General features: G+C 56.4%; 19 protein-coding genes and 2 pseudogenes. 11 read left to right on the plus strand and 10 right to left on the minus strand.

Features of this window, described 5'->3' with window-relative positions; genetic code table 11:
* Window positions 1–8 precede the first annotated feature (8 nt).
* The 4 genes and pseudogenes from AC2FLZ_RS05345 to AC2FLZ_RS05360 all read right to left on the minus strand — a co-directional run bounded on the left by AC2FLZ_RS05345 (window position 9) and on the right by AC2FLZ_RS05360 (window position 3893).
* Window positions 9–1280, minus strand: a pseudogene (locus AC2FLZ_RS05345) (IS3 family transposase).
* A 52-nt stretch (window positions 1281–1332) separates the two neighbouring features.
* Window positions 1333–1494, minus strand: a pseudogene (locus tag AC2FLZ_RS05350) (IS5/IS1182 family transposase); the annotation flags it as partial.
* Window positions 1495–1672: 178 nt separating this feature from the next.
* Window positions 1673–2962, minus strand: a complete 1290-nt coding sequence (locus AC2FLZ_RS05355) for a nucleotide disphospho-sugar-binding domain-containing protein (RefSeq protein WP_496881920.1) — start codon at window positions 2960–2962, stop codon at window positions 1673–1675.
* Window positions 2963–2969: 7 nt separating this feature from the next.
* A complete protein-coding gene (locus AC2FLZ_RS05360; protein ID WP_480474650.1) occupies window positions 2970–3893 on the minus strand; it encodes a GntR family transcriptional regulator in 924 nt (307 codons plus the stop codon).
* A gap of 178 nt (window positions 3894–4071) precedes the next feature.
* Here AC2FLZ_RS05360 and AC2FLZ_RS05365 point away from each other — a divergent pair, with 178 nt between their 5' ends.
* From AC2FLZ_RS05365 to AC2FLZ_RS05400, 8 genes are all read left to right on the plus strand, one after another.
* Window positions 4072–5142 (plus strand): polyamine ABC transporter substrate-binding protein, encoded by a 1071-nt coding sequence (locus tag AC2FLZ_RS05365; protein WP_496881921.1) that lies wholly within the window; start codon window positions 4072–4074, stop codon window positions 5140–5142.
* A 78-nt stretch (window positions 5143–5220) separates the two neighbouring features.
* Window positions 5221–6075, plus strand: coding sequence for an ABC transporter permease (locus AC2FLZ_RS05370; RefSeq protein ID WP_480556018.1), 855 nt, complete (start codon window positions 5221–5223; stop codon window positions 6073–6075).
* Window positions 6075–6857, plus strand: a complete 783-nt coding sequence (locus AC2FLZ_RS05375) for an ABC transporter permease (RefSeq protein WP_496715651.1) — start codon at window positions 6075–6077, stop codon at window positions 6855–6857. The genes AC2FLZ_RS05370 and AC2FLZ_RS05375 overlap by 1 nt, the downstream gene beginning before the upstream one ends.
* Window positions 6858–6901: 44 nt before the next feature.
* The gene (locus AC2FLZ_RS05380) at window positions 6902–7915 is read left to right on the plus strand and encodes an ABC transporter ATP-binding protein (protein ID WP_496715652.1); all 1014 of its coding nucleotides are present in this window, start codon (window positions 6902–6904) and stop codon (window positions 7913–7915) included.
* 24 nt (window positions 7916–7939) lie between these two features.
* Window positions 7940–9226: a glycosyltransferase gene (locus tag AC2FLZ_RS05385; RefSeq protein ID WP_496881922.1), complete on the plus strand. Its 1287-nt coding sequence runs from the start codon at window positions 7940–7942 to the stop codon at window positions 9224–9226.
* Window positions 9223–9588: a cupin domain-containing protein gene (locus tag AC2FLZ_RS05390; protein ID WP_480556022.1), complete on the plus strand. Its 366-nt coding sequence runs from the start codon at window positions 9223–9225 to the stop codon at window positions 9586–9588. Before AC2FLZ_RS05385 ends, AC2FLZ_RS05390 begins: the two co-directional genes overlap by 4 nt.
* Complete coding sequence (locus AC2FLZ_RS05395) at window positions 9585–9929, plus strand: cupin domain-containing protein (protein ID WP_480474664.1); 345 nt, start codon at window positions 9585–9587, stop codon at window positions 9927–9929. The genes AC2FLZ_RS05390 and AC2FLZ_RS05395 overlap by 4 nt, the downstream gene beginning before the upstream one ends.
* A gap of 34 nt (window positions 9930–9963) precedes the next feature.
* On the plus strand, window positions 9964–11481 hold the full coding sequence (locus AC2FLZ_RS05400; protein ID WP_480556023.1) for an aldehyde dehydrogenase family protein: 1518 nt from the start codon (window positions 9964–9966) through the stop codon (window positions 11479–11481).
* Window positions 11482–11891: 410 nt separating this feature from the next.
* Here the strand turns inward: AC2FLZ_RS05400 and AC2FLZ_RS05405 are convergent, their stop codons facing one another.
* Window positions 11892–12776, minus strand: a complete 885-nt coding sequence (locus AC2FLZ_RS05405) for a LysR family transcriptional regulator (protein WP_496715654.1) — start codon at window positions 12774–12776, stop codon at window positions 11892–11894.
* A 90-nt stretch (window positions 12777–12866) separates the two neighbouring features.
* Here AC2FLZ_RS05405 and glyA point away from each other — a divergent pair, with 90 nt between their 5' ends.
* Complete coding sequence (gene glyA, locus AC2FLZ_RS05410; protein ID WP_496715656.1) at window positions 12867–14174, plus strand: serine hydroxymethyltransferase; 1308 nt, start codon at window positions 12867–12869, stop codon at window positions 14172–14174.
* A 41-nt stretch (window positions 14175–14215) separates the two neighbouring features.
* Here glyA and AC2FLZ_RS05415 read toward each other — a convergent pair whose 3' ends face one another.
* The 5 genes from AC2FLZ_RS05415 to AC2FLZ_RS05435 are packed head-to-tail and all read right to left on the minus strand — an operon-like array spanning window position 14216 to window position 19982.
* Window positions 14216–15235 (minus strand): Ldh family oxidoreductase, encoded by a 1020-nt coding sequence (locus AC2FLZ_RS05415; RefSeq protein WP_496881923.1) that lies wholly within the window; start codon window positions 15233–15235, stop codon window positions 14216–14218.
* Window positions 15236–15246: 11 nt separating this feature from the next.
* Window positions 15247–15876 carry a DUF3726 domain-containing protein gene (locus AC2FLZ_RS05420; RefSeq protein WP_496715658.1) on the minus strand — a complete coding sequence of 210 codons (630 nt, stop codon included), beginning with the start codon at window positions 15874–15876 and terminating at the stop codon, window positions 15247–15249.
* Window positions 15873–17561 (minus strand): hypothetical protein, encoded by a 1689-nt coding sequence (locus AC2FLZ_RS05425; protein WP_496715659.1) that lies wholly within the window; start codon window positions 17559–17561, stop codon window positions 15873–15875. The genes AC2FLZ_RS05420 and AC2FLZ_RS05425 overlap by 4 nt, the downstream gene beginning before the upstream one ends.
* Before the next feature lie 4 nt (window positions 17562–17565).
* Window positions 17566–18540 (minus strand): membrane dipeptidase, encoded by a 975-nt coding sequence (locus tag AC2FLZ_RS05430; RefSeq protein WP_496881924.1) that lies wholly within the window; start codon window positions 18538–18540, stop codon window positions 17566–17568.
* Window positions 18540–19982: an aldehyde dehydrogenase family protein gene (locus tag AC2FLZ_RS05435; RefSeq protein WP_496881925.1), complete on the minus strand. Its 1443-nt coding sequence runs from the start codon at window positions 19980–19982 to the stop codon at window positions 18540–18542. The genes AC2FLZ_RS05430 and AC2FLZ_RS05435 overlap by 1 nt, the downstream gene beginning before the upstream one ends.
* A 103-nt stretch (window positions 19983–20085) precedes the next feature.
* Between AC2FLZ_RS05435 and AC2FLZ_RS05440 the strand changes: the two genes are divergently transcribed.
* The gene (locus tag AC2FLZ_RS05440) at window positions 20086–20991 is read left to right on the plus strand and encodes a LysR family transcriptional regulator (protein ID WP_480555321.1); all 906 of its coding nucleotides are present in this window, start codon (window positions 20086–20088) and stop codon (window positions 20989–20991) included.
* Window positions 20992–21087: 96 nt separating this feature from the next.
* Window positions 21088–24363, plus strand: a complete 3276-nt coding sequence (locus AC2FLZ_RS05445; RefSeq protein ID WP_496881926.1) for an ATP-binding protein — start codon at window positions 21088–21090, stop codon at window positions 24361–24363.
* Window positions 24364–24380 lie beyond the last annotated feature (17 nt).

Here is a 24380-nt window from a genome sequence, read left to right on the forward strand (position 1 = left end):
ACTCTGTTTCAGGCGACTTTATCGGACTCATTGCACTGTTCATAGAATGTCTCCTCGGCTTCTACTGGCGAGATGTTTCCGATGGGTTGCAGCAGGCGGCGGTTGTTGAACCAGTCGACTCATTTGAGGGTTTCCCATTCGACAGCATCGGCGGTTTTCCACAGCCCTAATCGGTGGATGCCCTCGGCTTTGAACAGGCCGATGATCGTCTCCGCCAGAGCATTGTCGTAACTGTCGCCGGCGCTGCCGACCGAGGGCCCGATCCCTGCCTCGGCCAGCCGCTCGGTATAGCGGATCGACACATATTGGCTGCCCCGGTCGCTGTGATGGATGAGATCGTCACCTAGTCGCCGTTCATAGAGCGCCTGTTCGAGGGCATCCAACCCGAACAGGGTCTGCGGGGAACGTGACGCTCGCCAGCCAACGATCCGGTTGGCGAAGGTGTCGATTACGATGGCCACATAGACAAATCCCTGCCAGGTCGAGACATAGGTGAAGTCACTGACCCGGAGCGTGTTTGGGGCCGGTGCCCGGAATTGCCGGTTCACCTTGCCGCGCGGGCATGGCAGCGCCTTGCCCGGCCGCGTTGTTTTCTGGGCCTTGCCGCGAACAACGCCCTGTATGCCCAACTGTCGCATCAGCCGTTCCACCGTGCAGCGTTCCACATCGAAGCTTTCGCGGCGCATCTGATGCCAGACCATGCGCACCCCGTAGACCTTGAAGTTCTGATCCCACACCCTGTGCACTTCGCACCGCAGGACGGCATCCCGTTTGGCGCGATCAGATGCACGATCCGGATCACGGACAACGGCCAGATGGTCGTAGAAGGTCGAAGGGGCGATCGGCAAAACCCGGCAGATCGGCTCGACCCAATACTCGGCCCGGTGATCGCCCCCACTCGGGACATTGCGTCCCGCAATGCCCAGCCGGGCAGTGGATAAACCCGATCATCGTTTCAGTGGGCGGTCGAGCTCAGCCTGAGCAAGATACGCGCTGGCCTTTTTTAGGATCTCATTGGCCTGAAGCAGCTCCCGCACTTCGCGTTCCAGTTCCTTGATCCTGGTCCGCTCTTCCGACGTCACACCATCCCGGCGGCCAAGGTCAGTTTCCTCCTGCTGAACCCAACGCCGCAATGTGTCCCGGCCACAGCCGATCTTCGGCGCAATCGCCTTGATCGCTGCCGCCTGACTCTCATAGCTGCCTTGATTGTTGAGCACCATCCGCACGGCCCTTGCGCGCGTCTCAGGTGAATGGCGGTTCGCTCTGTTGTCTCTTTCCATGGCTCCAATCCTTCCTCGATTTGGAGCCTCCGGAAAACCCGGAGCGGTTCAACGGTCGGCTAGTCGAATTGTAGAACGGAGCAAGGTGCCGACGGATACCAGACAGCTTGACGAACCGGTCTATACCTCGAAGAATATGGTCTTGCGGAACATGATCCTCAATCGAGAACTCGTAGAACTGTGACCCTTGTGTTTGCTGCCTTGGCCCCTTCATCGCTCATTCTCCCGTTCAGTACGGAAACTGAATCAGCGACTTGTGCGTCAATCAACGAAGAGTTTTTCGCCAGAATAAGCCCAAAACCTACACTTTAGGTTCAGTGATTAAGAGTTCGTTGCGATGTTCCCTTCCATCCTTAATTACAAAACGGATGACCGACGGGACAAAACTAGATTCAGTTAGGTTTTACACAATCCAGAATTTTCTGAGCAGCTAACTGAACCGACTTTCTCAACCGCATGAACTCTGAGTTCGCAGCCAGCCGGGCCTTTAGCTCAGCGTCCCCAAGTAGTCGGTTAATCGCATTCTCCAGCTGCTCCGGCGTCCAATCCCACCGATTCAACCTGAGCCCGACACTGGTTTCAACTGCTCGCTGGGCGTTATCGTGCCCGTCCCAGCAATAGGGGAGGATCAGCGAAGGGGCCCCGAAATACAACGCTTCGCAAAAGCTGTTGTTACCACCGTGGTGAATAAATAGATCGCATTGTTCAACCACGGAAGGCTGCGGGAACCATTCCTGCAGATGAACATTGTCTGGTACTCTGGAATAGGCATCGATCTGGGCCCCGACATTGACCAGAAACCTCATGTCCATTGTCTTGAATACGTCGAACAGGCTTTCAAAGAATGTGACATCCATAGCACCCAGGCTACCAAAACTCACATACACCAGAGGCCCGTCGTTACGGGGCATCTGAGGTACACGGTAGGGACCTTCTTGGCGTACGCAGCCTTCGAGAAAGGTGAATTGTCCAGGACTCAGCGCCTGATCACGATCGTGGCGAATTATCGATGGCGCCAAAAGAAGGTTTTGATGCGGCGATGTTTCTAGGAACTCACCATTAGGCAATAGCTCAAGTCCCCGATCCTGGCGAAATTTGTTGTAGCGAGCATGAATTGGGCAAAGGGTCTCCAGGTACTGGTCCCGGAATGCCGCGCACCCGGCCACGTCAGATGCCGGCAGGCCGGACAGGTACGGCGGTAGGCAGTTGTCTGGCAACTCGGTTTCCGCGCAAGAAATGACCCTGACCCATGGGCGCTCGGATCGTACGATGGCTGGGAACATGATGACGTTGTCGAGAACGACGACATCCGGGTTGATCCGCTCTAGCGCCGTTTCCAACCCCTGCTCAACCGATTCCGCAGTCTCGACGATTGCGCTCCAAACGGGCTCTACATAGGTGGCCAGTTGGTCAGTTGGGAGCATGCTAAAATGCGGTAGGTGATGACTCAGGAATTCCTGCCAATAGGTCTGGGTTTCCTCTTCTGTCAACTTTGATTGAACTGGGACGGCGAACTCGTCAAAACCGTAATCTGCGAATACGCCACCAAAGCCACCGTGGGTCAGGAAAACGGGGAGTGCGCCCATTGCGCGAAGCTCCTGAGCGATCCCCACACAATTCAGTGCAGCCCCAAAACTAGCTTCAGGGAAAAAAGCGATTAAAGGTGCTTCCTCGCGGTTCATCATTCACTCATCGGATTGACCCACGGGTCGCTTGGACAAGCGCTGGCGCGCCACGATTGGCGACGCTGGGTCTTTGGTTCATTGAAAGCCGCAAATGAACCCTCATCTGATCCGCCGCAAGATCGAAATGACCCTGCTCGATGAAATCAAGTATGCGCAGATGTTCCTCAAGCGCCTGCCTCATCCGAAAGTCGATCATACCGAACGATCCGCCTGGCAGGTGGCGCAACCCATGATGGGCAATGAGAGCAGAAGCTAGATACTGGTTGCCGGACGAACGAGCGATAAGCTTGTGAAAGGCAAGATCCGCGTCTTGGAATTCCTGGCTGTTGAAGGAGTTTTCCGACTGCGCCAGAAGCGCTTCGGTTTGGGTGCGGACCAGATCGGCGCGCTTGGTGTCCAACTTGAAACCGTCGGACAGAATGGCCTGCGGTTCCAGTATTAGACGAAATTCGTAGCTCTCAATCCGTCCTGAACGGTCTCCGGGCATGCGAGTGAACACCCAGGATTGGCCTTCGGCTTTCTGAATCACGCCTTGGGCTAGGAGAGCTTCGAGCGCACGCTGTGCAGCGCTGCGGGAAACTGAATATCGCCGGATCAGGTCTGTGACATTGATGGCGCCGTCCAGGCGTCGGGCTCCGCGATCTCGTAGGATGTCACCAGCGAGATCGGCACCTGCTCCAACCGAATGCTGGTTGAGTATCGAATGCCCCTTTTCGGGTTCGCATTCTAGGACAAACCCACCTTCTGCCGCTTTGCGTGCCATCCCCTCTTTTTCCAGTAGCCTCAATGCGGATCTAACTGGAGTGCGAGAGACGCTGCACGAATCAGCAAGGGTTTTTTCCACCAGCCTGTCGCCCTGATGCAGGTCGAGATCCATCGCAACGTCCAGTATTTTTTGAGCAAGTTTCAAGTGTTTGCTTGGCGACATAACAAGGCGGCTTTCGTCATACTTAATTAATATACAATAAAAACGGTACTTTAAATGTCTTCACCGGGCCACACAAAAATGATTCAAAAAATTGTTGAGTTTTATTTAATCAAAAAATACCGTGATTGCATCACATATCTCGCCCCAGAAGCGAGCGCGGATGTCAAGGGAGGAAGACATGACCAGCAAGTTCACCAATTCGTTCCGTTTGCCATTTGCTTGGCTCACAGCCGGGGCGGTTTGCGCTCTCAGCGTATTCGCCGGAGCGGCCCAAGCAGAAAAAATCGTGATCTCGAACTGGGACGGTTACATGCCGCCGGACCTGCTGGAGAATTTCACCAAGGAAACCGGAATCGAGGCCGAGCTTTCGGTGCATGGCACCAACGAAGAAATCATGGGCAAAGTCGTAGCCGGTGGGGGCAAGGGCTATGACGTTCTTTTCGTCTCGTCGCCATTTGCCGAAGCATTAAACAACTTGGGGCTGGTGGCTGCTATCGACCACGATAAGGTTCCGAATGCGGCCAACTTGTATGACGAAGCTAAAGAACTGGCTCATGATCCGGGCAACAACTATTCAATGCCATACGCTTGGGGCACGACGGGCTTATGCTACCGGTCAGACCTGATGGCAGAGCCGACTTCGTGGAATGATCTGCTCAAACCCTATGATGACCTGAAAGGCAAAGTAACAATGCTTTCGACGGATCGTTGGCTGATGGGGGCTGCCGCGCTAGCCCTCGGAAAGTCGCTGAACGATACGTCGGATGAGACGTTGGCGGCTGCAAAGGACCTGCTGGTTGCGGCGAAGCAGGATCTGCTGGCCTACGACGATGCAACTTTTTATCTGAAGTTGGTATCGGGCGAGGCAACGATGGTTCACGCCTGGGATGGCTGGTGTAACTACGGCATCGGTGAGAACGCAGACATCAAGTATACGATCCCATCAGAAGGATCGGATCTGTGGGTAGATGCGCTAGTTATCACGGATGCATCTGAAAACAAAGACGCGGCGCATGCCTTTGTGAACTATGTCTTGGGCGCGGATGTCGGTGTCTGGGTTGCCAGTAATATCCTTTACAAAACGCCGAACAAGGCTGCGATGGAGGCGCTGGACCCGTCCTTGATAGAAACCTTCCCGAACATGGGAATGTCGCCTGCAGACCTTACCAAGTACGAGCAGTTGCGCGATCTCGGCAACGGCCAGAAACCCTTTGCACGTACTGTGACCGAAATTATGGCCGCACAATAAGTGATCAAACCCTGAGCAAAACCCGACCCGAACAAAGGGTCGGGCCGATACGATATCACTCCACAGATTGCCAAGTATATGACCAATCGACTGAAATCGGTGATCTTGCTGGGGCCGGGCCTGGGTTGGCTTGCACTTCTTATGGTGGTGCCGTGTGGTCTTATTTTTACCTATGCGTTCTTTGAACGCGGTATCTATGGCGGCATCGACTACGTCTTTACGTTTGAAAATTTTGTGCGGGCCGCCGACCCACTATACCTCGGAATCTTCCTGCGCTCGGCCAAGATTGCATTTCTGGCCACCATAATCGCGATCCTCATCGCCTATCCGGCGGCCTATGCCATCACGCTGGCGCCGCGCCGTTGGCAGACCGGCTTGCTGATCTTGGTGATCCTGCCGTTCTGGTCCAACTACCTAATCCGCACTTACGCCTGGATCGTGATGCTGAACCGCGAGGGCTTGATCAATAATACTCTCCAGGGGGCAGGCTTGATCGATGAGCCGCTGTCTCTGCTATATAACAATTTCGCGGTGATCGTTGGACTTGTCTACAACTACACACCCTTTGTGGTTCTGGCGATCTATTCATCGCTGAGCCGCATAAATGTCGAAACCATAGAAGCCTCGGAAGATCTTGGAGCGCCCGCTTGGATCACTTTCTACCGGGTGATACTGCCACAGACCGTTCCCGGCATCGCGGCAGGTGGTGTTTTTGTTTTTGTGCTGTCGATCGGCAATTTCATAACGCCCGATTTGCTTGGTGGCGGGCGACTTCAGATGGTTGGAAACCTGATCTATGACCAGTTCCTGAGCGCCCGCGACTGGCCGTTCGGAGCAACGCTGTCGATGTTCCTGATTGCGATTATGATGGGGCTTTTGTTCGCACAGGCGGTATTGGCCAATCGTGCAGCGGGACAGAGAGGGCAGGACTGATGCGGGGCCGATCCAACATGGGCCTGAAGCTGCACCTGGTATTGTTTTATACCTTTCTCTATGTGCCGATCCTTGTGCTCATGGCGCTAAGCTTTAACCGGGCCGGACTTCCAACTGTATGGACCGGGTTTTCGTTGGAATGGTACGGCAAGTTGTTTGCCGCGGATCCAATACTGTCGGCGGCGCGCAACACGCTAATCGTGGCCTTAATCTCGACCGTTCTGGCGACAATAATCGGCACGCTTTTGGCGGTCGGTGTCGAGACACGGCGTAATTCTTCGGTTCTAGACGCGGTTCTGTTCGCGCCGATGATCATCCCGGACATAGTTTTGGCCATCGCGCTGTTGTCCTTTTTCACTCTGCTCAACATGACGCTCGGGCTTCATTCGATCATTCTGAGCCATGTCGTGTTCAACATTGCGTTCGTTGTCGCCGTGGTGCGAACGCGGATGCGCAATTTCGACCATTCGATACTTGAGGCCAGTGCCGACCTTGGGGCCAGCGAATTCACCACCTTTCGTCGCATTCTGCTGCCCGCCATCGCGCCGGGGGTTATCGCCGGGGCGCTGTTGTCTTTCACCCTGTCTGTGGACGAATTCATTATTGCCTTTTTCACCGCCGGTGCCGGGCAATCCTCGACCACATTGCCGATGCAGATTTACGCAATGATCCGCTTTGGCGTAACGCCGGAAATCAATGCGATGGCTACCATCGTCATGTTTGTATCGTTCACGCTGGTCTTCTTCGCGCAGCGTGCCGACAAAGAGGTTTTCAGCCGATGAGCCAAGCGATTCAACTCAGGAATATAACCAAGAGATACGGTTTGGTGACTGCGATTGACAACGTTTCGCTGGATATTCGCGACAACGAATTTTTTGCACTTCTGGGCCCATCGGGTTGCGGCAAGACCACACTGCTGCGGACGCTGGCCGGGTTCGAAACACCACAGGAAGGACAGGTAATCGTTGCCGGGCAGGACGTGACAAACATACGCCCCAGCAGGCGGCCCCTGAACCTGATGTTCCAGTCCTATGCCTTGTTTCCGCACATGAGCGTCGAAAAAAACATCGCCTATGGGTTAGAAATGGAGAAATTGCCCAAGGACGAAATCGCCACGCGAGTGGCCGAGGTTCTGGAAAGTGCGAAGCTGTCGGGCTTTGCCGGGCGCAAGCCGGATCAGCTTTCCGGTGGGCAGCGACAGCGGGTTGCTTTGGCGCGCGCGCTGATCAAAAGGCCAAAGGTCCTGTTGCTGGATGAGCCCCTTTCAGCTCTGGACAAGAAACTGCGAGAAGAGATGCAGCTGGAGCTCAAACGGTTGCAGCACGAGGTAGGGATTACATTTCTGATTGTGACCCATGACCAGGAAGAGGCCTTGGTCATGGCCGACCGGATCGCTGTCTTGCATGACGGTAAGCTGGCGCAGGTCGGTACTCCTCACGAGCTCTACGAACAACCCGGATCGCGCTTTGTTGCAGATTTTATCGGCGTGATGAACTTTCTGGACGGAAACGCCGTCGACGGCGGTGTCGATGTCGACGGGGCGGGAATGCTGAGGGGTGTTTCCGAGCTGCGCGGTGCTGCCACAATTGCTGTGCGCCCGGAACGGGTCAACCTGATGCAGACCGCCCCTCAAGATGGACGCAACTGCCTTCCCGGCATTGTCGAAGAAGTCGCCTATCACGGGTCAGACCTGGGTGTGCATGTACGCGTTCGCGGCGGGAGGAGCATCCTTTCCGCCCGCGTGCCCGCCAGCCAAGCCGACCGTGAAAGTATCCAGCCGGGTCAGGATGTCCACTGCGTATGGGACGCCAAACATTCCCGCATCCTGCCCAACTGCTAAGCCAAATCTAACCGGAGACCTACAATGTCACAGAAAACCATCGCCTTCTTCCCCGAAGCTGCCTTTGGCCCTGCGCTGAATTCGGTTGGCATCGCGCAGGCCTGCGAGAAACTGGGCCATAAGGCCGTATTTCTAAGCGATCCCGGCTTTGTCGAGGTATATGAAGGTTATGGGTTTGAGGCGCATCCTGTTGCCCTGTCCGAGCCGATGGAACCCGAGGCGATGGCAAAGTTCTGGGAAGATTTCATCAACGGTCACATCCCAAATTTTCGCAAAAGCCCGATTGACCAGATCGATAACTACGTAAAGGATTGCTGGGAGGCGATCGTCGACAGCGCAAAATGGGCGCAAAAAGATCTGCCCGAGGTACTGGCAAAAATCAAACCAGATATGATCTGCGTGGATAATGTCATTATGTTCCCAGCCATCAAGCAGTTCGGCGTACCGTGGGTGCGGATCATCTCATGTTCCGAAAACGAAATCCCAGACCCGATTGTGCCGCCGCACTTATCGGGCTGCCGGGTGGATGACCGCGAGGGCATGGAGGCCTATGAGGCAAAGTTCCACGAGGTGATCAAGCCGATCCACGACGACTACAATGCGTTCCTGGCCAGATGCAACGAAGACGCCTATCCGATCGGAGAGTTTTTCGAAGCGTCGCCCACAATGAACCTTCTGCTTTATCCCGAGCCGGCAAAGTACGAACGGCAGAACCCACTGGACCCGAACAGGTTCCAGTATCTCGAAGGTTGCGTACGCGAAGAAGAACCCTTTGAGGTGCCAACGTTTAAGTCCAACAATGACAAACCACTTCTCTATATATCTTTCGGGTCGCTTGGTGCAGGTGACACCGACCTGCTAAAGAGGATCATTTCGACCATTTCCAAGTTGCCCTACCGGGCGCTCGTAAATGTCGGGGATTACATGGACGAATACACAGACATTCCCGACAACGTGCACATACAGAGCTGGTATCCCCAGCCTTCGGTAATTCCGCAGGTTGACGCGGTGATACATCATGGCGGTAACAACTCGTTCACCGAGTGCATGTATTTCGGTAAAGCAGCAATCATCATGCCCTATGTCTGGGACGGCCACGATAACGCCACTCGTGTTCAGGAAACAGGCCACGGATTCGGGTTTCACCGATACGACTGGACCGATGATGAATTGGCTTTTGCCCTCGACAAATGTATCAACGATCCAGGAATGCAGGCGAAGATGGCGGCAACCTCTGCTCACATGCAGTCACGGCATGGTCCGACCAAGGCAGCTGGCATTCTCGACGACATCCTGAAAGCCGCGGAATGAGCAGCGCCCCGCATCTTTCCGAAATCTCGACCCGCACCGACCTTACGGACTGGGGGTTACAGCCGGACATGATTGAAGGCCAGTCGCATTCATCGGGCTTGCTGGTTCACAAAGGCCCGGACAATCGGCCGGAGATCGGCGCATGGGTCTGTACTCCAGGCCGTTGGCGCCTAACGATCCCGCGTGACGAGTTTTGCTATTTTGTGCAGGGCCGTGCGCTGTATCAGTCGGATGCAGGCGAAAGCATCGAAGTTACGCCCGGAACGGCCGTACTATTCCCCGCCGGTTGGGTAGGGGAATGCACGGTCGTGGAAACATTGCGCAACACTTACTACCTAACGGATCGCGAACCTGAATCATGACCACGCCAAGTATGCAAAACCCGCTCCAGCAGACTGACCTTGTCGATTGGGGGGTAATCCCGACGATGATTGAAGGGCAATCCCGCACGTCGGGAAAGCTGATCCACAAGGGGCCTGACGGCCGGTCCGAATGCGGCCTTTGGGTCTGCACTCCCGGTAAGTGGGAATGTCACGTCACCAAGGACGAGTTCTGCCATTTTCTGGAAGGCCGCTGTACCTATGTCCATGAAAACGGAGAGGTAATTGAGATTACGCCCGATACGGCGGCCTTTTTTCCGCAGGACTGGAAAGGCGTATGCACTGTCCACGAGACGGTCAAGAAAGTGTACATGATCCGCTAACGGCGCAATGCCTGTTAAACAAGGGGGCTGCCCAATGCGTGACCCGTTCAAATCCAGCTACTACCTAAACCCTAGGCATGTCCTATTGGAGGGTAGTGGGACCACGCTAGTCAACCCGTCTACCTTGCAGCCCGTCGGGGTTTTTGGTGAACCGTCGCCGCAGATCGTGGACCAGGTTCTGGATCGGGTCAATGCGGCGCAAAGGAAATGGTCTGCAACGGACTGCAAGTCTCGCGCGCGGGTATTGCATCAGATCGCCAACGAGATCGAAAGCGGCGACATGACTGAGGTCGCCCGTTTGATGACATTGGAAACGGGCAAACCTTACCCTGAATCGATCGGCGAGATTGCGAATATCCCGCCGGTTTTCCGGTACTATGCCGAGATGGCGCGCAATGACGCGGGCAAGATCGCGGGCACCATGCAAACTGGATCTTTTCAGTATCAGACATACGAGCCCTACGGCGTGTCCGTGCATGTGGTTCCATATAATTTCCCCCTCATTCTTGGCTGCTGGTCGATGGCCGCATCACTTGCGGCAGGTAACGGTGTTGTGTTGAAAGCCTCACCCGCAGGAACTTTGTGCACGATGGCGTTCATGGAGTTTTTTCAGGCGCTGCCTCAAGACCTTATTGCTTGCCTGTCGGGCGGGGCAGACGTGGGTAAACAGTTGATTGCCAGCCCCAAAACCCATGTGGTCGCCTTTACAGGGTCCGTGCCGACAGGTCGTGCAGTCGCAGTGGCCGCAGCAGAGAGTCTAAAACCGGCAATTATCGAGGCTGGCGGGAGCGATCCACTTATCGTCAGTAAACACGCCGACATCGCGGTCGCTGCTGCCGGAGCAGTGACTGCTGCCTTTTTGCAGTCGGGTCAGGTTTGCACATCGTCTGAACGGATTTTTGTGGTCGATGATGTATATGACGATTTTGTCGACGAGTTCGTGGCCAGAACCCGGAAACTGCGCATCGGCGACGGCATGGGGGTGGCGGAAATTGGACCTCTGGCCTCCAAGGAAGCGCGAGATAAGGTCGTGCGGCTGGTGCGCGATGCAACGGAGAAAGGCGCGGTGGTTGAAGTAGGAGGCTGTATCCCGGATGATGCAGGGCCAGGTTGGTTTTTCGAACCAACGATCCTGACCGGCGTGACGGCGGACATGTTGCTAACTCAGGAAGAGGTCTTTGGGCCGGTCGCTTCGGTCATTCGGGTTAGCGACTTTGACCAAGCACTTGAACTGGCAAACGCGTCGCAGTTCGGCCTTGGCGGATGCCTGTTTACCAGCGACTTGGAGGAGGCATTTCAGGGGGTGAATGAACTACAGGTGGGGATGGTTTGGGTCAACAACCCGCTGGTGGACAACGATGCCTTGCCTTTTGGCGGTATCAAGAATTCTGGACTTGGACGCACGCTAGGCCTTCAGGGACTCGAGGCATTCAGGCGATCCAAGATGGTCGTGATCGACCCGAAGGCGAAGGAGGCGGACTGGTGGTATCCATATCCCGACGACTGGTTCTATTCAGATGACGTACAAGGCGGGAGAAAGCACACCGGCTAGGGTGATCGGTGCGACCTGATCGACTCTACAACGGATGATGAGCTAACGGCAGGTTTGTCCCGCCAACCGGAACTGCAATGTCTATTTTAGATTGTCCAGTTCGGGTAGTCCGCGGCCCTCCGGCACAAGCGGGCCAATGGCTGAAAAATCCGCAAGACATCTTCAGCGCTTTTCTACTGTGGGTCTGCCATCCGTCCCAATAAGGTCATTTATCTAAACAACCGGGGCATGTGTACTGTTTGTCCGTTAGATTAATAGTTCCTCTGACATTCGACATAGGCCAAATCCGGCTCCCGCAACCGGGTCGAATAATCTCAACACAGGCCGTTCAGACTACAATTGATCCACTCGATCAATTGCTTAACGTCCTCATCTCGTCAGCCTCATAACCCGAAAGTCAGTGGCTTCGGTCAACGGGACAACCAGGCAACAATCTGGTCCGTTTCCAGTCTCCTGCGCGTGCGTTGTGGCAATTGAATCACCAGTCCTCGGTTGGTTTGAAACGACTTGGTATGCGCAACGATCAGCTCGCCCGTGGCCAGGGCGTCTTCGATCAGGCACAGGTGTCCCATCAGTATTCCTGCGCCCGCCTTGGCTTCCTCTACGGCCAGACTGTAGAGGGAGAATTGAGCACCACCTTTGGCATTATACAGGTCATAGCCAGAGTGCTGGGCCCATTTGGTCCAATCTTCACTCCACACCAGATCGTGCAGCAACGGTAAATCCCGAAAACCGTTTGCGCGGCATATTTGGTCCTTAAGTGTCGGGGCACAAACCGGCACGATTTCGTCCGGGCAAACAACCACCTGATTTGCCGTGTCGTTCGGTGGAGCGAAGAAGATTGACAGGTCGAACAGTTCGCGCCCAAGGCTCGGCGGCGCTTCCAGCGCTGTGACGGAAAAACTGATGTCGGGAAAATGAGATCGGATCTGGCGTAGCCTTTTGGGGAGCCAGAGTTGAGCAATGGCCGGCAAGGCAGCGATATGAAAATCTGCATTGGGTTTAAGGTTGCGCAGCGCCTGGGTCGCGTCGGCCAATTGGTCAAAAGCCCGGGTAAATCCAGCAACCAGCGATTGCCCCTCGGGCGTGAGTTCTACGCCTTGTGCGTTGCGTCGGAAAAGGGGTGCACCGGCCCAGCCTTCCAGCGTTTTGATGTGTTGCGAGATGGCGCCCGGTGTGACGTTCAACTCTTCGGCCGCGGCGACAAAGCTGATGTGGCGCGCCGCCGCCTCGAAAGCGCGCATTGCGTTCAGTGGAGGCCCTTTGGGGCGCTTTGGGGAAACGCTCATCATCATAGCCTTAGTTTTTCTACGCCAAGAAATAACAATTCTGCTTTGCGAAGTCACGCAGCAGCGGCCACAGTGGAAGAAAAAGGAGGATGTCAGATGACACTTGCACATAGAGACTGGGTGCCCGCCGCAAGCGAAACGCTGGTTCAGAGTATCTCAACAAAGACAGCATCAGCATCGTCCGGCGACCTACTGGGCCGGATCGTGCATCTGGCAGAGAAAAACCGCCGCATTCACGAGAAAGAGTGTTTCAACCTCAACCCCGCGACAAATGTCATGAACCCCAAGGCCGAGGCGCTTTTGTCGTCGGGTATCGGATCCCGGCCATCGCTGGGCTATCCCGGTGACAAATATGAAATGGGGCTGGAAGCAATCGAAGAAATCGAAGTCATCGCGGCCGAGCTTTGCGCAGAGGTCTTTGATGCCCGGTTTGCAGAGGTTCGCGTGCCGTCGGGCGCAATTGCAAATCTTTATGGTTTCATGGCGACCTGTAAGCCAGGGGATACAATCATCGCTCCGCCTGCAACGATCGGCGGCCATGTGACCCATCATACTGCGGGCTGTGCAGGGCTGTTCGGGCTGCGCACGATCGAGGCTCCGGTAAACACAAAAGGTTACACCGTCGATCTGGACCAGCTGCGCGATCTGGCGCGGGTTGAGCGCCCCAAGCTGATTACGATCGGCGGAAGTCTGAACCTTTTTGAACACCCTGTTGCCGAGGTGCGGGCCATTGCGGACGAAGTTGGCGCGAAAGTCATGTTCGATGCCGCGCATCAGTGCGGGATAATCGCGGGGCGTGCATGGTCGAACCCGCTGAATGAGGGCGCGCATTTCATGACCATGAGCACCTATAAAAGCCTTGGTGGACCAGCAGGTGGATTGATCGTGTCGAATGATGTCGACATCGCCAAAGCATTGGATGCCATTGCTTTTCCCGGGATGACGGCCAATTTCGATGCCGCCAAAACGGCCGCGCTTGCGGTTACGATGCTGGATTGGATAGATTTTGGCCAGGTGTACGCAAACGAGATGATTGCACTGTCAAAAGCACTTGCCGCCGCGTTGGATGCGCGGGGCGTTCGCGTTTATGCGGGTGCGGAAGGCTTCACCAATTCGCATCAATTCGCAGTTCTGGCAGATCCCTATGGCGGAGGGCAGGCCGCATCAAAGAAACTTCGCGAAAGCGGGTTCCTTGCGTGCGGCATCGGATTGCCTGTCAAGCCGGTTGAAGGGGACTTGAATGGGTTGCGGATCGGCACTCCTGAATTGGTTCGCTGGGGCATGACCTCTCAAGATGCCGAGCGCCTCGCCGATTTGATCAGGCGAGGTCTGGACGGCGAGCCTGTTGCTTTGGAAGTCTCTGCCTGGCGCAGTGAATTCGACACGCTGCATTTCGTGAACTAGGCGCAAGCGGCCACCACAATCGCCCGGTCTGGTGGCTGCTCTTAACTGTTTTCCTGAATAATCGCCTCAATTCTGGCCAATGTAGCAGAGTTGACGGCGACACCTTTTTGACCTGCCGCAAGGCGACATGCACGGCGCCCATCTCCGGGCAGGTGCGCGCCGTCCTGATTTCTGATCGACGCGACCAAGTCCGAAATTGCGTTTGAAAACAGTCCATTTGACGAAACCGCAGGGTCAATAGCGATGAAGAACTGCCCGGTTTTCGGTGGACCCCCGACCGTCCCCGAGAACGGAGAGGCATGCAGCCCAAGTGTAGACCCCGTCAAAGCGGCCGCCATGATTTCAGTCAGCAAAGCGATACCCACACCTTTGTATCCGCCGGATGGGGCCATGCTTCCTTTCAGACCGACATTCGGGTCTGTTGTCGGGTTTCCATCCGGGTCCAGCGCCCAGCCGACCGGAATGGCTTTGCCTTCTCTGGCGTGTTTCATCACTTCGCTTTTGGCGATGGTGCTGGCGCTCTGGTCGATCAGCAACGCGGGTTGTCCGTCTGGACCCGTTACCGCAACAGAGAACGGGTTGGTGCCGACAACGGGCTTCGATCCACCCGAAGGAGCAATGGATGCAGGTGCATTGGTGAATCCAAGACCAACCAGGCCCGCCTGCGCCAGTCGATACGTGTGATAACCCAACACACCGCAATTGTAGCTGTTGGTGATCGCAAGAGCCGCGATGCCCTGTTCGCGTGCCGCCGTGGTTAATGCTTCGAAGCCCAGGTCAATGGCTGCATGTGCGAACCCGGTCGCAGCGTCTACACGGATAAGGCCGGGGCGCGGGGTTTCCAGCGTCGGTACTGCCTGACCGTCGACCTTCCCGCATTGTACATGTTCACAGTAAATCGGGATATAAGCCAGGCCGTGGCTGGCCACCCCATCCGCTTCGGTTGCCGCCGTGGCCACGGCCAGAGGGCGCGCGTTTTCTTCACTTGTGCCAGCGGCAACCAATGCGATGAAGGACAGCTTTTCGATTTCGGCAAGCGACAGGGTTTGGGTCTCGGTCATCTGATGATCCTTCAGTCATTGTCCGACAGGCCAGAACCAGCGCCAAGCAGTCGGGATTCTTCGGTTGCAGGGGCATATGTACGGTGCGCCATGGAGTCGAGGATCTGCCACACCTCTGCATTTGGAGCGGCACGGCTTTGCAGAGGACGACTGTTTTGAATGTGGCCGCCCTCAGTTATTTCAACATGATCAGCGCGGTCTAAATTGCAGTCTGCGCAGCTTAAATGAACACCATCAGTTATCGCAGCATACCCGTCAAAGGTGACTTTTACTGTCGTTCCCAGTTTTTTGGCCCCCGCAGCGACAAAGGGCAGCAACAGCAGTGGTGCCGCGAGATTTGAAATCGAAATGGTGCCTTGGGACAGGACGGTCGGTGAATCCGATATCGCAGCTCCGGTCATCAGGGGGCACAGGTCTTGTTGGCCAACCCATACTCCGTTCTGAAGCACAGGAATGTGGCGTTCCAGACAGGGCGCATATTCACGTTTGAGCAGTTGGGCCAGAATGGCGGGCCCGTCGAACCCTTGGGCGTTTAGCCACCGGGTGGCTTTCGCAGCCTCTTCCGCCACGCCCCAGGCATATCCGGCCCCACGAGTTGCGCGTTTGGCTGTTGCTTCGACTTCGTTCAATGAAAAGGTCATTGCGCAACCTCCGGATAAACCCACAAATCTGCGTTCGCGGTATTTAGCTCATCGGGGTAGGGGGCGCCGGCATACATGCAGATGCGGACCCAGCGATCTGAACGAGGGTCGAAATGCGTCGCGCCAAAGAAGGATAGTTTTGCGCGCAACATATCGATGGGCATCACGTTTGCGCCGATTGTGTTGTCATGGATCTCACCATATGGCGCGACACGGCTGATTTGTGCGCGGCGTACGGTGTGGCGGTGCTCAGGGTGGCGCATAAGAAACTCTGCTATCGGCGCATCATCCGGCCACTCTTGCAAAGCCTTGAAAGCCAGTGCCGCATCACGCGCGGGCGCGAGCGGTTGTTCATAGTCTGCAATCGGTTCTTCAAACCGTTCACCCAGTCGGGGTTCCAGTTTCTCTTCGGAAACGTACCATGCCCGCGCGCAGTTTTTCGGATCACTCCAATCAAGGTCCAGCGCCCAGTCAAAGCTTTGGCGGATCAAGTCGCGCACATCGGATACCCGCGTCGCTCCATCAATCACCTGTGCAGCCGCATTTGTGTCCGCCATGCAGCTAGACAGCCCGTCCACGACATCTCCGTAAGGCTCAAGGATCAGCGAGGCCAGCAACTCCTGGCCTTCTTCGCTGAGCGCAGTTTCCGACCATCGGATCATTCGATCCCACGGATGGTCTTGTGTCAGGTCGTCCGTAGCCAGAAATGCGCTGATTGAATTCAGGTCGTCCTTTAGCGCAGCGAGTTTTTCAACCTGTATCGGGTGTTCAGATTGCCACCACGTGATTGACTGTTTGCTGCGCGCGAAAACGTCGCGAAAGACACGCGCGTCTTTTTCGGTTGCTGTCTCAATTGACCGCACGCGCGAGATGGCCTCTTCCCGCGCCATGATCCAGTTGTTGAACAGAACGGGATGGTTCACGATGAACGGCGCCATTCCCAGTCCTGTGGAATTTCCGATGCCCAGCCAGCGTGCGATTTCAGGATTAAGCGCAGAGGTCTGATCCCCGCCTTTGACCTGCGCCATACATTGCACCAGATCGCGTACAAAAACTCGGGTCAGATAGACTGACAGCATTTCGATCTGGAAGGGACCACTGACCTCATTCCGGTCCGCCGTTTTCTCACGATCCGCAGCGCCGAATTTGCCCGACCCGTAAACAGCCGTGGTCCTCATCAGATAGCCGACCTGATAAATCTGTTCCAGGTCCGGTTGCTGGCCCGCAGCCAGACGATCCACCACATGAGCCCAGAGTCGCACGGAACGGTTGGCGCGTGACAGTGACAATTCGGTTTCGCTGACACGCCCTGCCTCTTGCAGCGGTACGTTCAGGGACAGGCGATCTATGTCTTCTGGCGTGGGGATGCCATCGAACAGCGCAAAGGTGGCGTCCCACGCTTCGGCAATAACCCGGTCTGACCGTTGATCGGCAGGCAGGTCATGGGCAAAGGCGACCAGCGAATAGGCGCGATCGGGGCCTTGCGCGGTATAGACCGCATGCCCGACACCTTTGTCGTCAATTTCAAATGCAGGGCGCGAAAATCTCCAGTTTTCATCGGCCATGCGGCGTGTCAGTTGCCGCATAAAGCTGAGCCGACATTGGTGTAGTGATCCCAGTCGTGACAGTCGCATGACCATAGCGGGGTCACGTCTGGCGATCTCTGTCTGCGCGTGTGGTTCCATTTGGTTACCTTTGTGGGACGAAGTTCTCGGCAAAGAACCGATACCAGTTCCTGCCCATGATCCCGGCCACTTCGTCATCGTTCAGGCCGGTCGCGCGTAACCCTTGTTCGATGTTTCCAAAGTCTCGGTTGTCCTGAAACCAGCCCGGCATTGGTGGAAACCCCGGGGCCGAGGCCGAGCCTTCGCCATAGTCGATTTCTTTTGTCCACCGCCCCACACGCATCCATTCAACGATGCTGTCAGGCTGATCCTGGCACAGGTCAGTGCCGATCCCCAGATGTTCGGCCCCATATTTGTCCGCAGTGCGGGCGATCATCTCGCAAAAGCTCTCCAGAGTGCAGTCGGACTTGTCCTTCAGGTGGTGAGGGTAGACCGAAAAACCCAGCATCCCACCGTTTTCAGTCACGGCGCGGATGACATCATCTCGCTTGTTGCGCAGGGCCGGGGACCATTCGTGCGGATTGGCATGCGTGATTGCGATGGGCCGGTCCGAAATCTCAGCCGCTTCGATTGTGGACCGGTCTGCCGAATGGCTCATATCCACCACAAGGCCCACGCGGTTCATCTCTTTGATCACCTGCTTGCCCATTCTGGTTATGCCGGTGTCTTCGGCCTCATAACAACCGGTCGCAAGCAGGGATTGGTTGTTATAGGTCAGTTGCATGAACCGCGCGCCCAAATCATGCAGAATTTCAACCAGCCCGATATCGTCTTCAATGGGCGACGGGTTCTGAAACCCGAAAAACACTGCGGTCCGGCCCGTTTTACGGGCTGAGTCTATATCGCTGGCCCACCGGCCCTTCATGATCAGATCTGGGTACTGCTCGAACCAACGGTTCCATTTCTCGAAATTCAGAACCGTTTCGCGAAAGTTCTCATGATAGGAGATGGTGACATGGATCGCGTCCACGCCCCCTTCGTGCAGCTGGCGGAAGATCTTCTCCGACCAGTTGGCATATTGCAGGCCGTCGATCCGCATCAGACCGGGCCTGCGCTGATATAGGCGGTTTTGACGGTTGTATAGAATTCGGCTGCCGCCTTGCCTTGTTCGCGCGGCCCGTACGAGCTGTCGCCCCGGCCACCGAATGGTACGTGGTAATCGGTGCCAGCGGTGGGCAGGTTAACCGTCACAACACCGGTGCGCGCGTTGCGGCGGAAATGGGTGGCGCGGGCCAATGATTTGGTCACGATGCCTGAGGTCAGGCCGAAATTGGTGTCGTTGACCACGCTCAGCGCCTCGTCATAGCTGCCGACCTTGATGACGGATGTAAGCGGTGCGAACATTTCTTCGCGGTTGATGCGCATGTCGTTGGTGGTGTTCAGGAACACGCCCGGCGACATGTAGAACCCGTCATGGGGCATCTCCAGGCGCTGACCGCCACAGGCCAGCTCGGCCCCTTCGGATTTGCCCAGGTCGACATAGGTGAGGTTTTCATTCAATTGCTGCTGACTGACGACGGGACCCATCTGCACGCCCGCTTCCAGCGCGTGACCCACTTTCATTGCCTGCGCACCGGCAACCAGTTTCTCGACAAAGGCATCATGGATGCCCGCGTGAACCACAAGACGCGACGAGGCGGTGCATTTCTGACCGGTGCCACCAAAGGCCCCGCCCAGAGCCAGCGTCACCGCCAGATCCAGATCGGCGTCGTCCATCACGGCCAGCGCGTTTTTGGACCCCATCTCCATTTGCACTTTGGTCAGGTTCTGGATTGCTGCGGCGGCGATACCTTTGCCTACGGGCACCGATCCGGTGAAGGAAATCGCATTGACCTTGGGGCTTTCCACCAGACGTTGCCCAACCGAACGGCCCGAGCCCATCACAAGGCTGAACAGACCTTTCGGGATATCCTGCCGTTCGATGATTTCAGTCAGGGCCACAGCCGAGGCGGGGGTGATGTTGGCGGGTTTCCACACAACCGCGTTGCCATAGCACAACGCCGGGGCAATCTTCCACGAGGCCGTTGCAGTGGGGAAGTTCCACGGGCTGATGATTGCGACAACGCCAACGGCTTCGCGGCGCACATCCACTTCGATATCGGGGCGTACGGAATCGGCGTTTTCACCGATCTGGCGCAGACACTCGGCAGCGTAATACGTGAAGAACTGACCGGCCCGGTAAACCTCACCCTTGCCTTCGGCCAGCGGCTTGCCTTCCTCGCGGCTCAGCAATGTACCCAGTTGTTCGGCGCGGGCCATCAACTCGTTGCCGATGGCGTTCAGGACGGCCTGTTTCCGCTCCAACCCGTAGGCAGCCCATTCGGTCTGCGCGACGCGCGCCTGATCCAGAGTCGCCTCAAGCTGATCGGCGCTGGCCTGTGTGAACATGCCAACCAGATCGCTTAAATCCGAAGGATTGCGGTTTTCAATTTCGCTTTCGCCCGCCAGCCATTCGCCGGCAATCAGGTTCAGTTTGGTCACGTCAGGCCCCAAATTCGCAAATTTCGATTTGGGTAAGGATGGAACTTTCGACTAACATCAGTCAAACTCAAATAACTTTAGTAAACTTCAGAAAGTTTGAAGTATGGCGATGAAAGTCGAGATGCTGCGGTGTTTTTGTACCGTGGCCCAAACCGGAAACCTTGCCGAGGCTGCCAGCCGTCTGGGTCGGACACAATCCGCCGTCTCAATGATGCTGAAACAGTTTGAAGATCATCTGGGCAAGAAACTGTTTGAAGGTGAACGGAAAAATCACCTGTCGCCGCTGGGTCAGCAGGTTCTGGACCTTGCGCTCAAACAGGTGCGCGATTTTGATCAGACTGTTCAGAATATAGAAATGGCGGCGCAGGCGGAACATGGGTTGATCCGTATCGTATCCGTGCCGTCTGTGGGGGCTTTGGTCTTTCCCGCCTTGCTGGGACATATGGCATCACGCTTTCCCGGATTGAAGATCGAGTTGCGAGACGGGGATTCGCAACAGGTTCTGGACGCCGTTGCCGGGGATAAGGCGGATATCGGCATTGCATCCGGCCATCATCCCCTGAACGGGGTCAGTACCGAGCCTCTGTTTCAGGATCAGTTCGGACTCGTTGCAGCTTCTGATCATCCGCTTATGACACAGGCCAAACCGCCCGAAATCCGTGACCTGATGGCGGCACCCTTCGTGCGAAACGCCTTGTGCGACATCATTGAATCATCCTCGTTCAAAAAGATTCTGGACCGGGCCGAGGTTACTATTCACAACACGCACTCGCTGATCACAACGGTCAGGGCAGGCCAGTGGATCACGGTCCTGCCGCAGACCGTCGCGCAATTCATCCCGGACGCGGTCGCCTTTCGCCCGATTTCAGATTTGCCGGACAAGCGAGAGGTATACCTTTACCGTCGAGAAAGAGCCCGCTTCCGCGAGATCACCCAGGCCTGCTGTTCGTATATCCTGTCCAGCGGTTTCGGAAACACTGGCTTGGTGCAGGAGCCAGTTTTGGATTAACCCTGCTCAAAAACACAAATTAATTAGGTTCTAGCAGACTCGAAGCGGCTCACATGCTAGGTTCCAGGTTGAAGCGGGGGACTTCAGATGGGAAACATGTCTCAGGACCTTAGGGGCTGGCTGAGCGCAATTGGATTAAACGAGTACGCGCAGGCCTTCGCAGACAACAAAATCGATTTCTCCATCCTGCCTGATTTGACGGCCGAGGATTTGATCGAAATTGGGGTGACGGCCGTCGGTGATCGGCGGCGGCTGCTGCGCGCCATCGAACAGATTGATACCAGCCAAACATCAGCAGAGCCTGAACCTGCTGCACAGCTCGAGCCCGCGCGCCGACAGGTTACAGTGATGTTTGCCGATCTTACCGCATTCACGAAACTATCCAGTGAGCTGGATGCAGAAGATCTGCATGCGCTGCTGAATCAATTCTTCAGCAAAGTGGACAATGTCGTCGAAAAGTATGGTGGTCGTATAGACAAGCATATCGGCGATGCGGTCATGGCCGTTTTCGGAGCGCCGATTTCACATACCAATGACACCGAAAGGGCGGCGCGTGCTGCTGCCGAGATACATGCAGTTCTACCGACTTTGTCACCACCGCTTTCCTGCCACATCGGTATTGCGTCAGGTCAGGTCATTGCCAGTACGACCGGAAGTCAGTCGCATACAGAATACACTGTCACAGGGGATGGGGTAAATCTGGCGTCCCGTCTGACGGATATTTCCGCAGGCGGCGAGACTCTGGTTTCACATGACATTCAGCGCGCGTTGGGACCGCTATTCGTGGGCGAATCCCTTGGTGTGAAGGCCATCAAAGGGCTGAATGATCCCGTTGAAATTTGGCGTCTGGATCGATTGGCCCGGAACATTCGCACACGGCGTCATAAGTTCATCGGGCGCGAGCGGGAGTTGTCGGTGTTCTCGGCCACATTTGACCGATGCAAACGCCACGGCAAGGGCGAAGTCCATGTGATTCTGGGTGAGCCCGGGATCGGAAAAACCCATTTGTCCGAGCAAGTCGCTGAACTGGCATCCGGCCAGTCCTACACGATCCACAACGGTGTCGTGATGGATTTCGGCGCGCGCGAAGGGCATTCGGCCATTCAGATGGTCGCCCGCAGCATTCTGGGTCTTGACCCGTCGGATGGCGCGAAAACGGGTGCCGCAGCGGCCAGGGACGCAATCGCCAGGGGCTGGGTCAGCCCCGCGAACGCCGCGCACCTCAACGCGCTGCTTGAGCTGGAGCAGGACGCCGGTCTGGCCGAGGTGTTTGCGGTGATGGACAACAAGACCCGCTTGCGCGGAAGGCGGCAGGTCATTGAAGAGTTGCTGTCGGCCAGCAGCCGGGAAGCCCCCCTGCTGATCCAGATCGAGGACATCCACTGGGCCTCGCCCGAGATCCTGGTGACCTGCTCTCATATTGCGGCGGCGACGCGGAATATCCCTTGCGTGTTGATGATGACCAGCCGGGTTGAAGGCGACCCGATTGACCGGGACTGGCAAATGGCAACCGATGGCGCGTCGGTGTCCAAGATGGAACTGGCGCCGATGGGCGAGGAACAGGCCAGACTGTTGGTCGAAGAATTCACGGCCATCGACCCCGAGTTGCTGGAAACCTGTGTCAAACGCGCCGGGGGCAATCCGCTGTTTCTTGAACAGTTGTTGCGCAATACAGATGTACTTACCCAACAAAGCGTGCCCGGCAGTATTCAGGGGATCGTTCAGTCCCGACTGGATGCACTGGATCGAACCAGCCGCGCCGCCATTCAGGCAGCATCGGTACTGGGGCAACGGTTCTCGGCAGAAGTGCTGAACTTCATTCTGGGTGAAGGGCATCTGGATACGACCAGCCTGATCCGGTCCGCGCTGGTCCGAGAGGCAGGGCCTGACCTCATGTTTGCCCATGCGCTGATCCGGGATGGATCCTATGCAACGTTGGTCAAATCCGAGCGTGCGCGCCTGCACAGACAGGCCGCCAAGTGGTTCGAGGATCGCGATGCGACCCTATGCGCACAGCATCTGGACCGGGCCGGGGCGAATAACGCCGCACAGGCGTATCTGGACGCGGCGGAGAAACTGATCCAGGCCTTCAGATTTGACGATGCCAGCCCATTGATCGAACGCGCCCTGGAATTGCCGTCCCCCGCAGGTGTCCGGTTCGATCTGCTTTGCGCTCGGGCTGAGACGCACAGGCTTCAGGGTCTGTCTGGCGACGCACTGCGTGAATTTCAGGAAGCTGCTCGCGTTGCCGAAACCGATGAGCAAATCAGCCGCGCGCATATCGGGCTCGCGCAGGCTGCGCGGCAAGCCAGTCTGTATCAGGACGCGCTGGAGGCACTCGATATGGCTGAAACGGCCGCCGAGCGTTGCAGGTCAGAGCGGGATGTGGCGCAGATCAATTATGTGCGCGGTAATGTCTTTTTCCCTCTGGGCCGGGACAAGGAAGCGCTAAGCGCCAATGAACGCGCCCTGACGCTTGCCCGCAAACTTGGCTCTGCCCGCCTCGAGGTTGGGGCGCTAAGCGGATTTGGTGACGCAAACTTCATGAATGCCACCATGAAGACAGCGACAGGCTTTTATACGCAAGCTGTTGAACGAGCGCGCGAAAAAGGGCTGGTCCGCGATCTGGCCGCCAATCTTCACAATCTCAGCGTCGCGCGCAGTTACACCGGGGACGTAGCACAAGGCAAGGCGGACGCCATTGAGGCCATCGAAGTCTCGCAAAGGTATTTTGCCTTTGTTCCGGAATGCGTTGCACAGACCTGCCTTGGCGTGGCCGAGACCTTTTTGGGCAACCTTGATCAGGCGCTGGAAGCGTTCAGTGTTTCAGCTGAAATTGCGGAACGCGTCGGTGCAAAACGCCTTGAGGCGCAGGCCCTTGAACATCTGGCCCGAACGCAGGTTTATGCCGGAAAGTTGGACCACGGTCGGGAAACAGGTCGTCGCGCGGTTGAAATCGCGCTTGAACATGGGCGGAACTTTGTAGGGCCCAAGGCCTTGTCGGCCCTGGCAATGGCCGAGTCCAACCCTGATGAGCAAACGCGCTTGTTGAACCTGGGGTCTGAGATCATTTCCGAGGGATGTGTGGGTCACAGTCACCTTCACTTTTACTCGGACGCCTGCGCCGTCATGCTGGCGCGCGGCGATTGGGACGCAGCAATTGAATATGCGGATGGGCTTGCAGCCTTCACGACTACCGAGCCTTTGCCAATGGTCGATTTATCCATTTGTCAAATACGACTTTTGGCTGAAAGCGGACAGCAGAACACTCCGCCAATACAACACGGGGGGTATGCCGATCTGGCAACGCAGTTTGCCGCTATGGGTATCACGCAATCCCTTCTGGGTTCAGTGGGGTTTCTGGCTGATTAGGTGACACGGCAGGAGGC

It is taken from the genome of Ruegeria sp. YKSF131 (assembly GCF_059612645.1).

Bases quoted from the DNA above. Each gene is read 5' to 3' on its own strand.
- AC2FLZ_RS05420 (WP_496715658.1), bottom strand. From the start codon at position 15,876: ATGACCTTTTCATTGAACGAAGTCGAAGCAACAGCCAAACGCGCAACT.
- AC2FLZ_RS05405 (WP_496715654.1), bottom strand. From the start codon at position 12,776: ATGATGATGAGCGTTTCCCCAAAGCGCCCCAAAGGGCCTCCACTGAAC.
- AC2FLZ_RS05355 (WP_496881920.1), bottom strand. From the start codon at position 2,962: ATGAACCGCGAGGAAGCACCTTTAATCGCTTTTTTCCCTGAAGCTAGT.
- glyA (WP_496715656.1), top strand. From the start codon at position 12,867: ATGACACTTGCACATAGAGACTGGGTGCCCGCCGCAAGCGAAACGCTG.
- AC2FLZ_RS05390 (WP_480556022.1), top strand. From the start codon at position 9,223: ATGAGCAGCGCCCCGCATCTTTCCGAAATCTCGACCCGCACCGACCTT.
- AC2FLZ_RS05360 (WP_480474650.1), bottom strand. From the start codon at position 3,893: ATGTCGCCAAGCAAACACTTGAAACTTGCTCAAAAAATACTGGACGTT.
- AC2FLZ_RS05440 (WP_480555321.1), top strand. From the start codon at position 20,086: ATGGCGATGAAAGTCGAGATGCTGCGGTGTTTTTGTACCGTGGCCCAA.
- AC2FLZ_RS05395 (WP_480474664.1), top strand. From the start codon at position 9,585: ATGACCACGCCAAGTATGCAAAACCCGCTCCAGCAGACTGACCTTGTC.
- AC2FLZ_RS05375 (WP_496715651.1), top strand. From the start codon at position 6,075: ATGCGGGGCCGATCCAACATGGGCCTGAAGCTGCACCTGGTATTGTTT.
- AC2FLZ_RS05385 (WP_496881922.1), top strand. From the start codon at position 7,940: ATGTCACAGAAAACCATCGCCTTCTTCCCCGAAGCTGCCTTTGGCCCT.
- AC2FLZ_RS05400 (WP_480556023.1), top strand. From the start codon at position 9,964: ATGCGTGACCCGTTCAAATCCAGCTACTACCTAAACCCTAGGCATGTC.
- AC2FLZ_RS05445 (WP_496881926.1), top strand. From the start codon at position 21,088: ATGTCTCAGGACCTTAGGGGCTGGCTGAGCGCAATTGGATTAAACGAG.
- AC2FLZ_RS05370 (WP_480556018.1), top strand. From the start codon at position 5,221: ATGACCAATCGACTGAAATCGGTGATCTTGCTGGGGCCGGGCCTGGGT.
- AC2FLZ_RS05415 (WP_496881923.1), bottom strand. From the start codon at position 15,235: ATGACCGAGACCCAAACCCTGTCGCTTGCCGAAATCGAAAAGCTGTCC.
- AC2FLZ_RS05365 (WP_496881921.1), top strand. From the start codon at position 4,072: ATGACCAGCAAGTTCACCAATTCGTTCCGTTTGCCATTTGCTTGGCTC.
- AC2FLZ_RS05425 (WP_496715659.1), bottom strand. From the start codon at position 17,561: ATGGAACCACACGCGCAGACAGAGATCGCCAGACGTGACCCCGCTATG.
- AC2FLZ_RS05430 (WP_496881924.1), bottom strand. From the start codon at position 18,540: ATGCGGATCGACGGCCTGCAATATGCCAACTGGTCGGAGAAGATCTTC.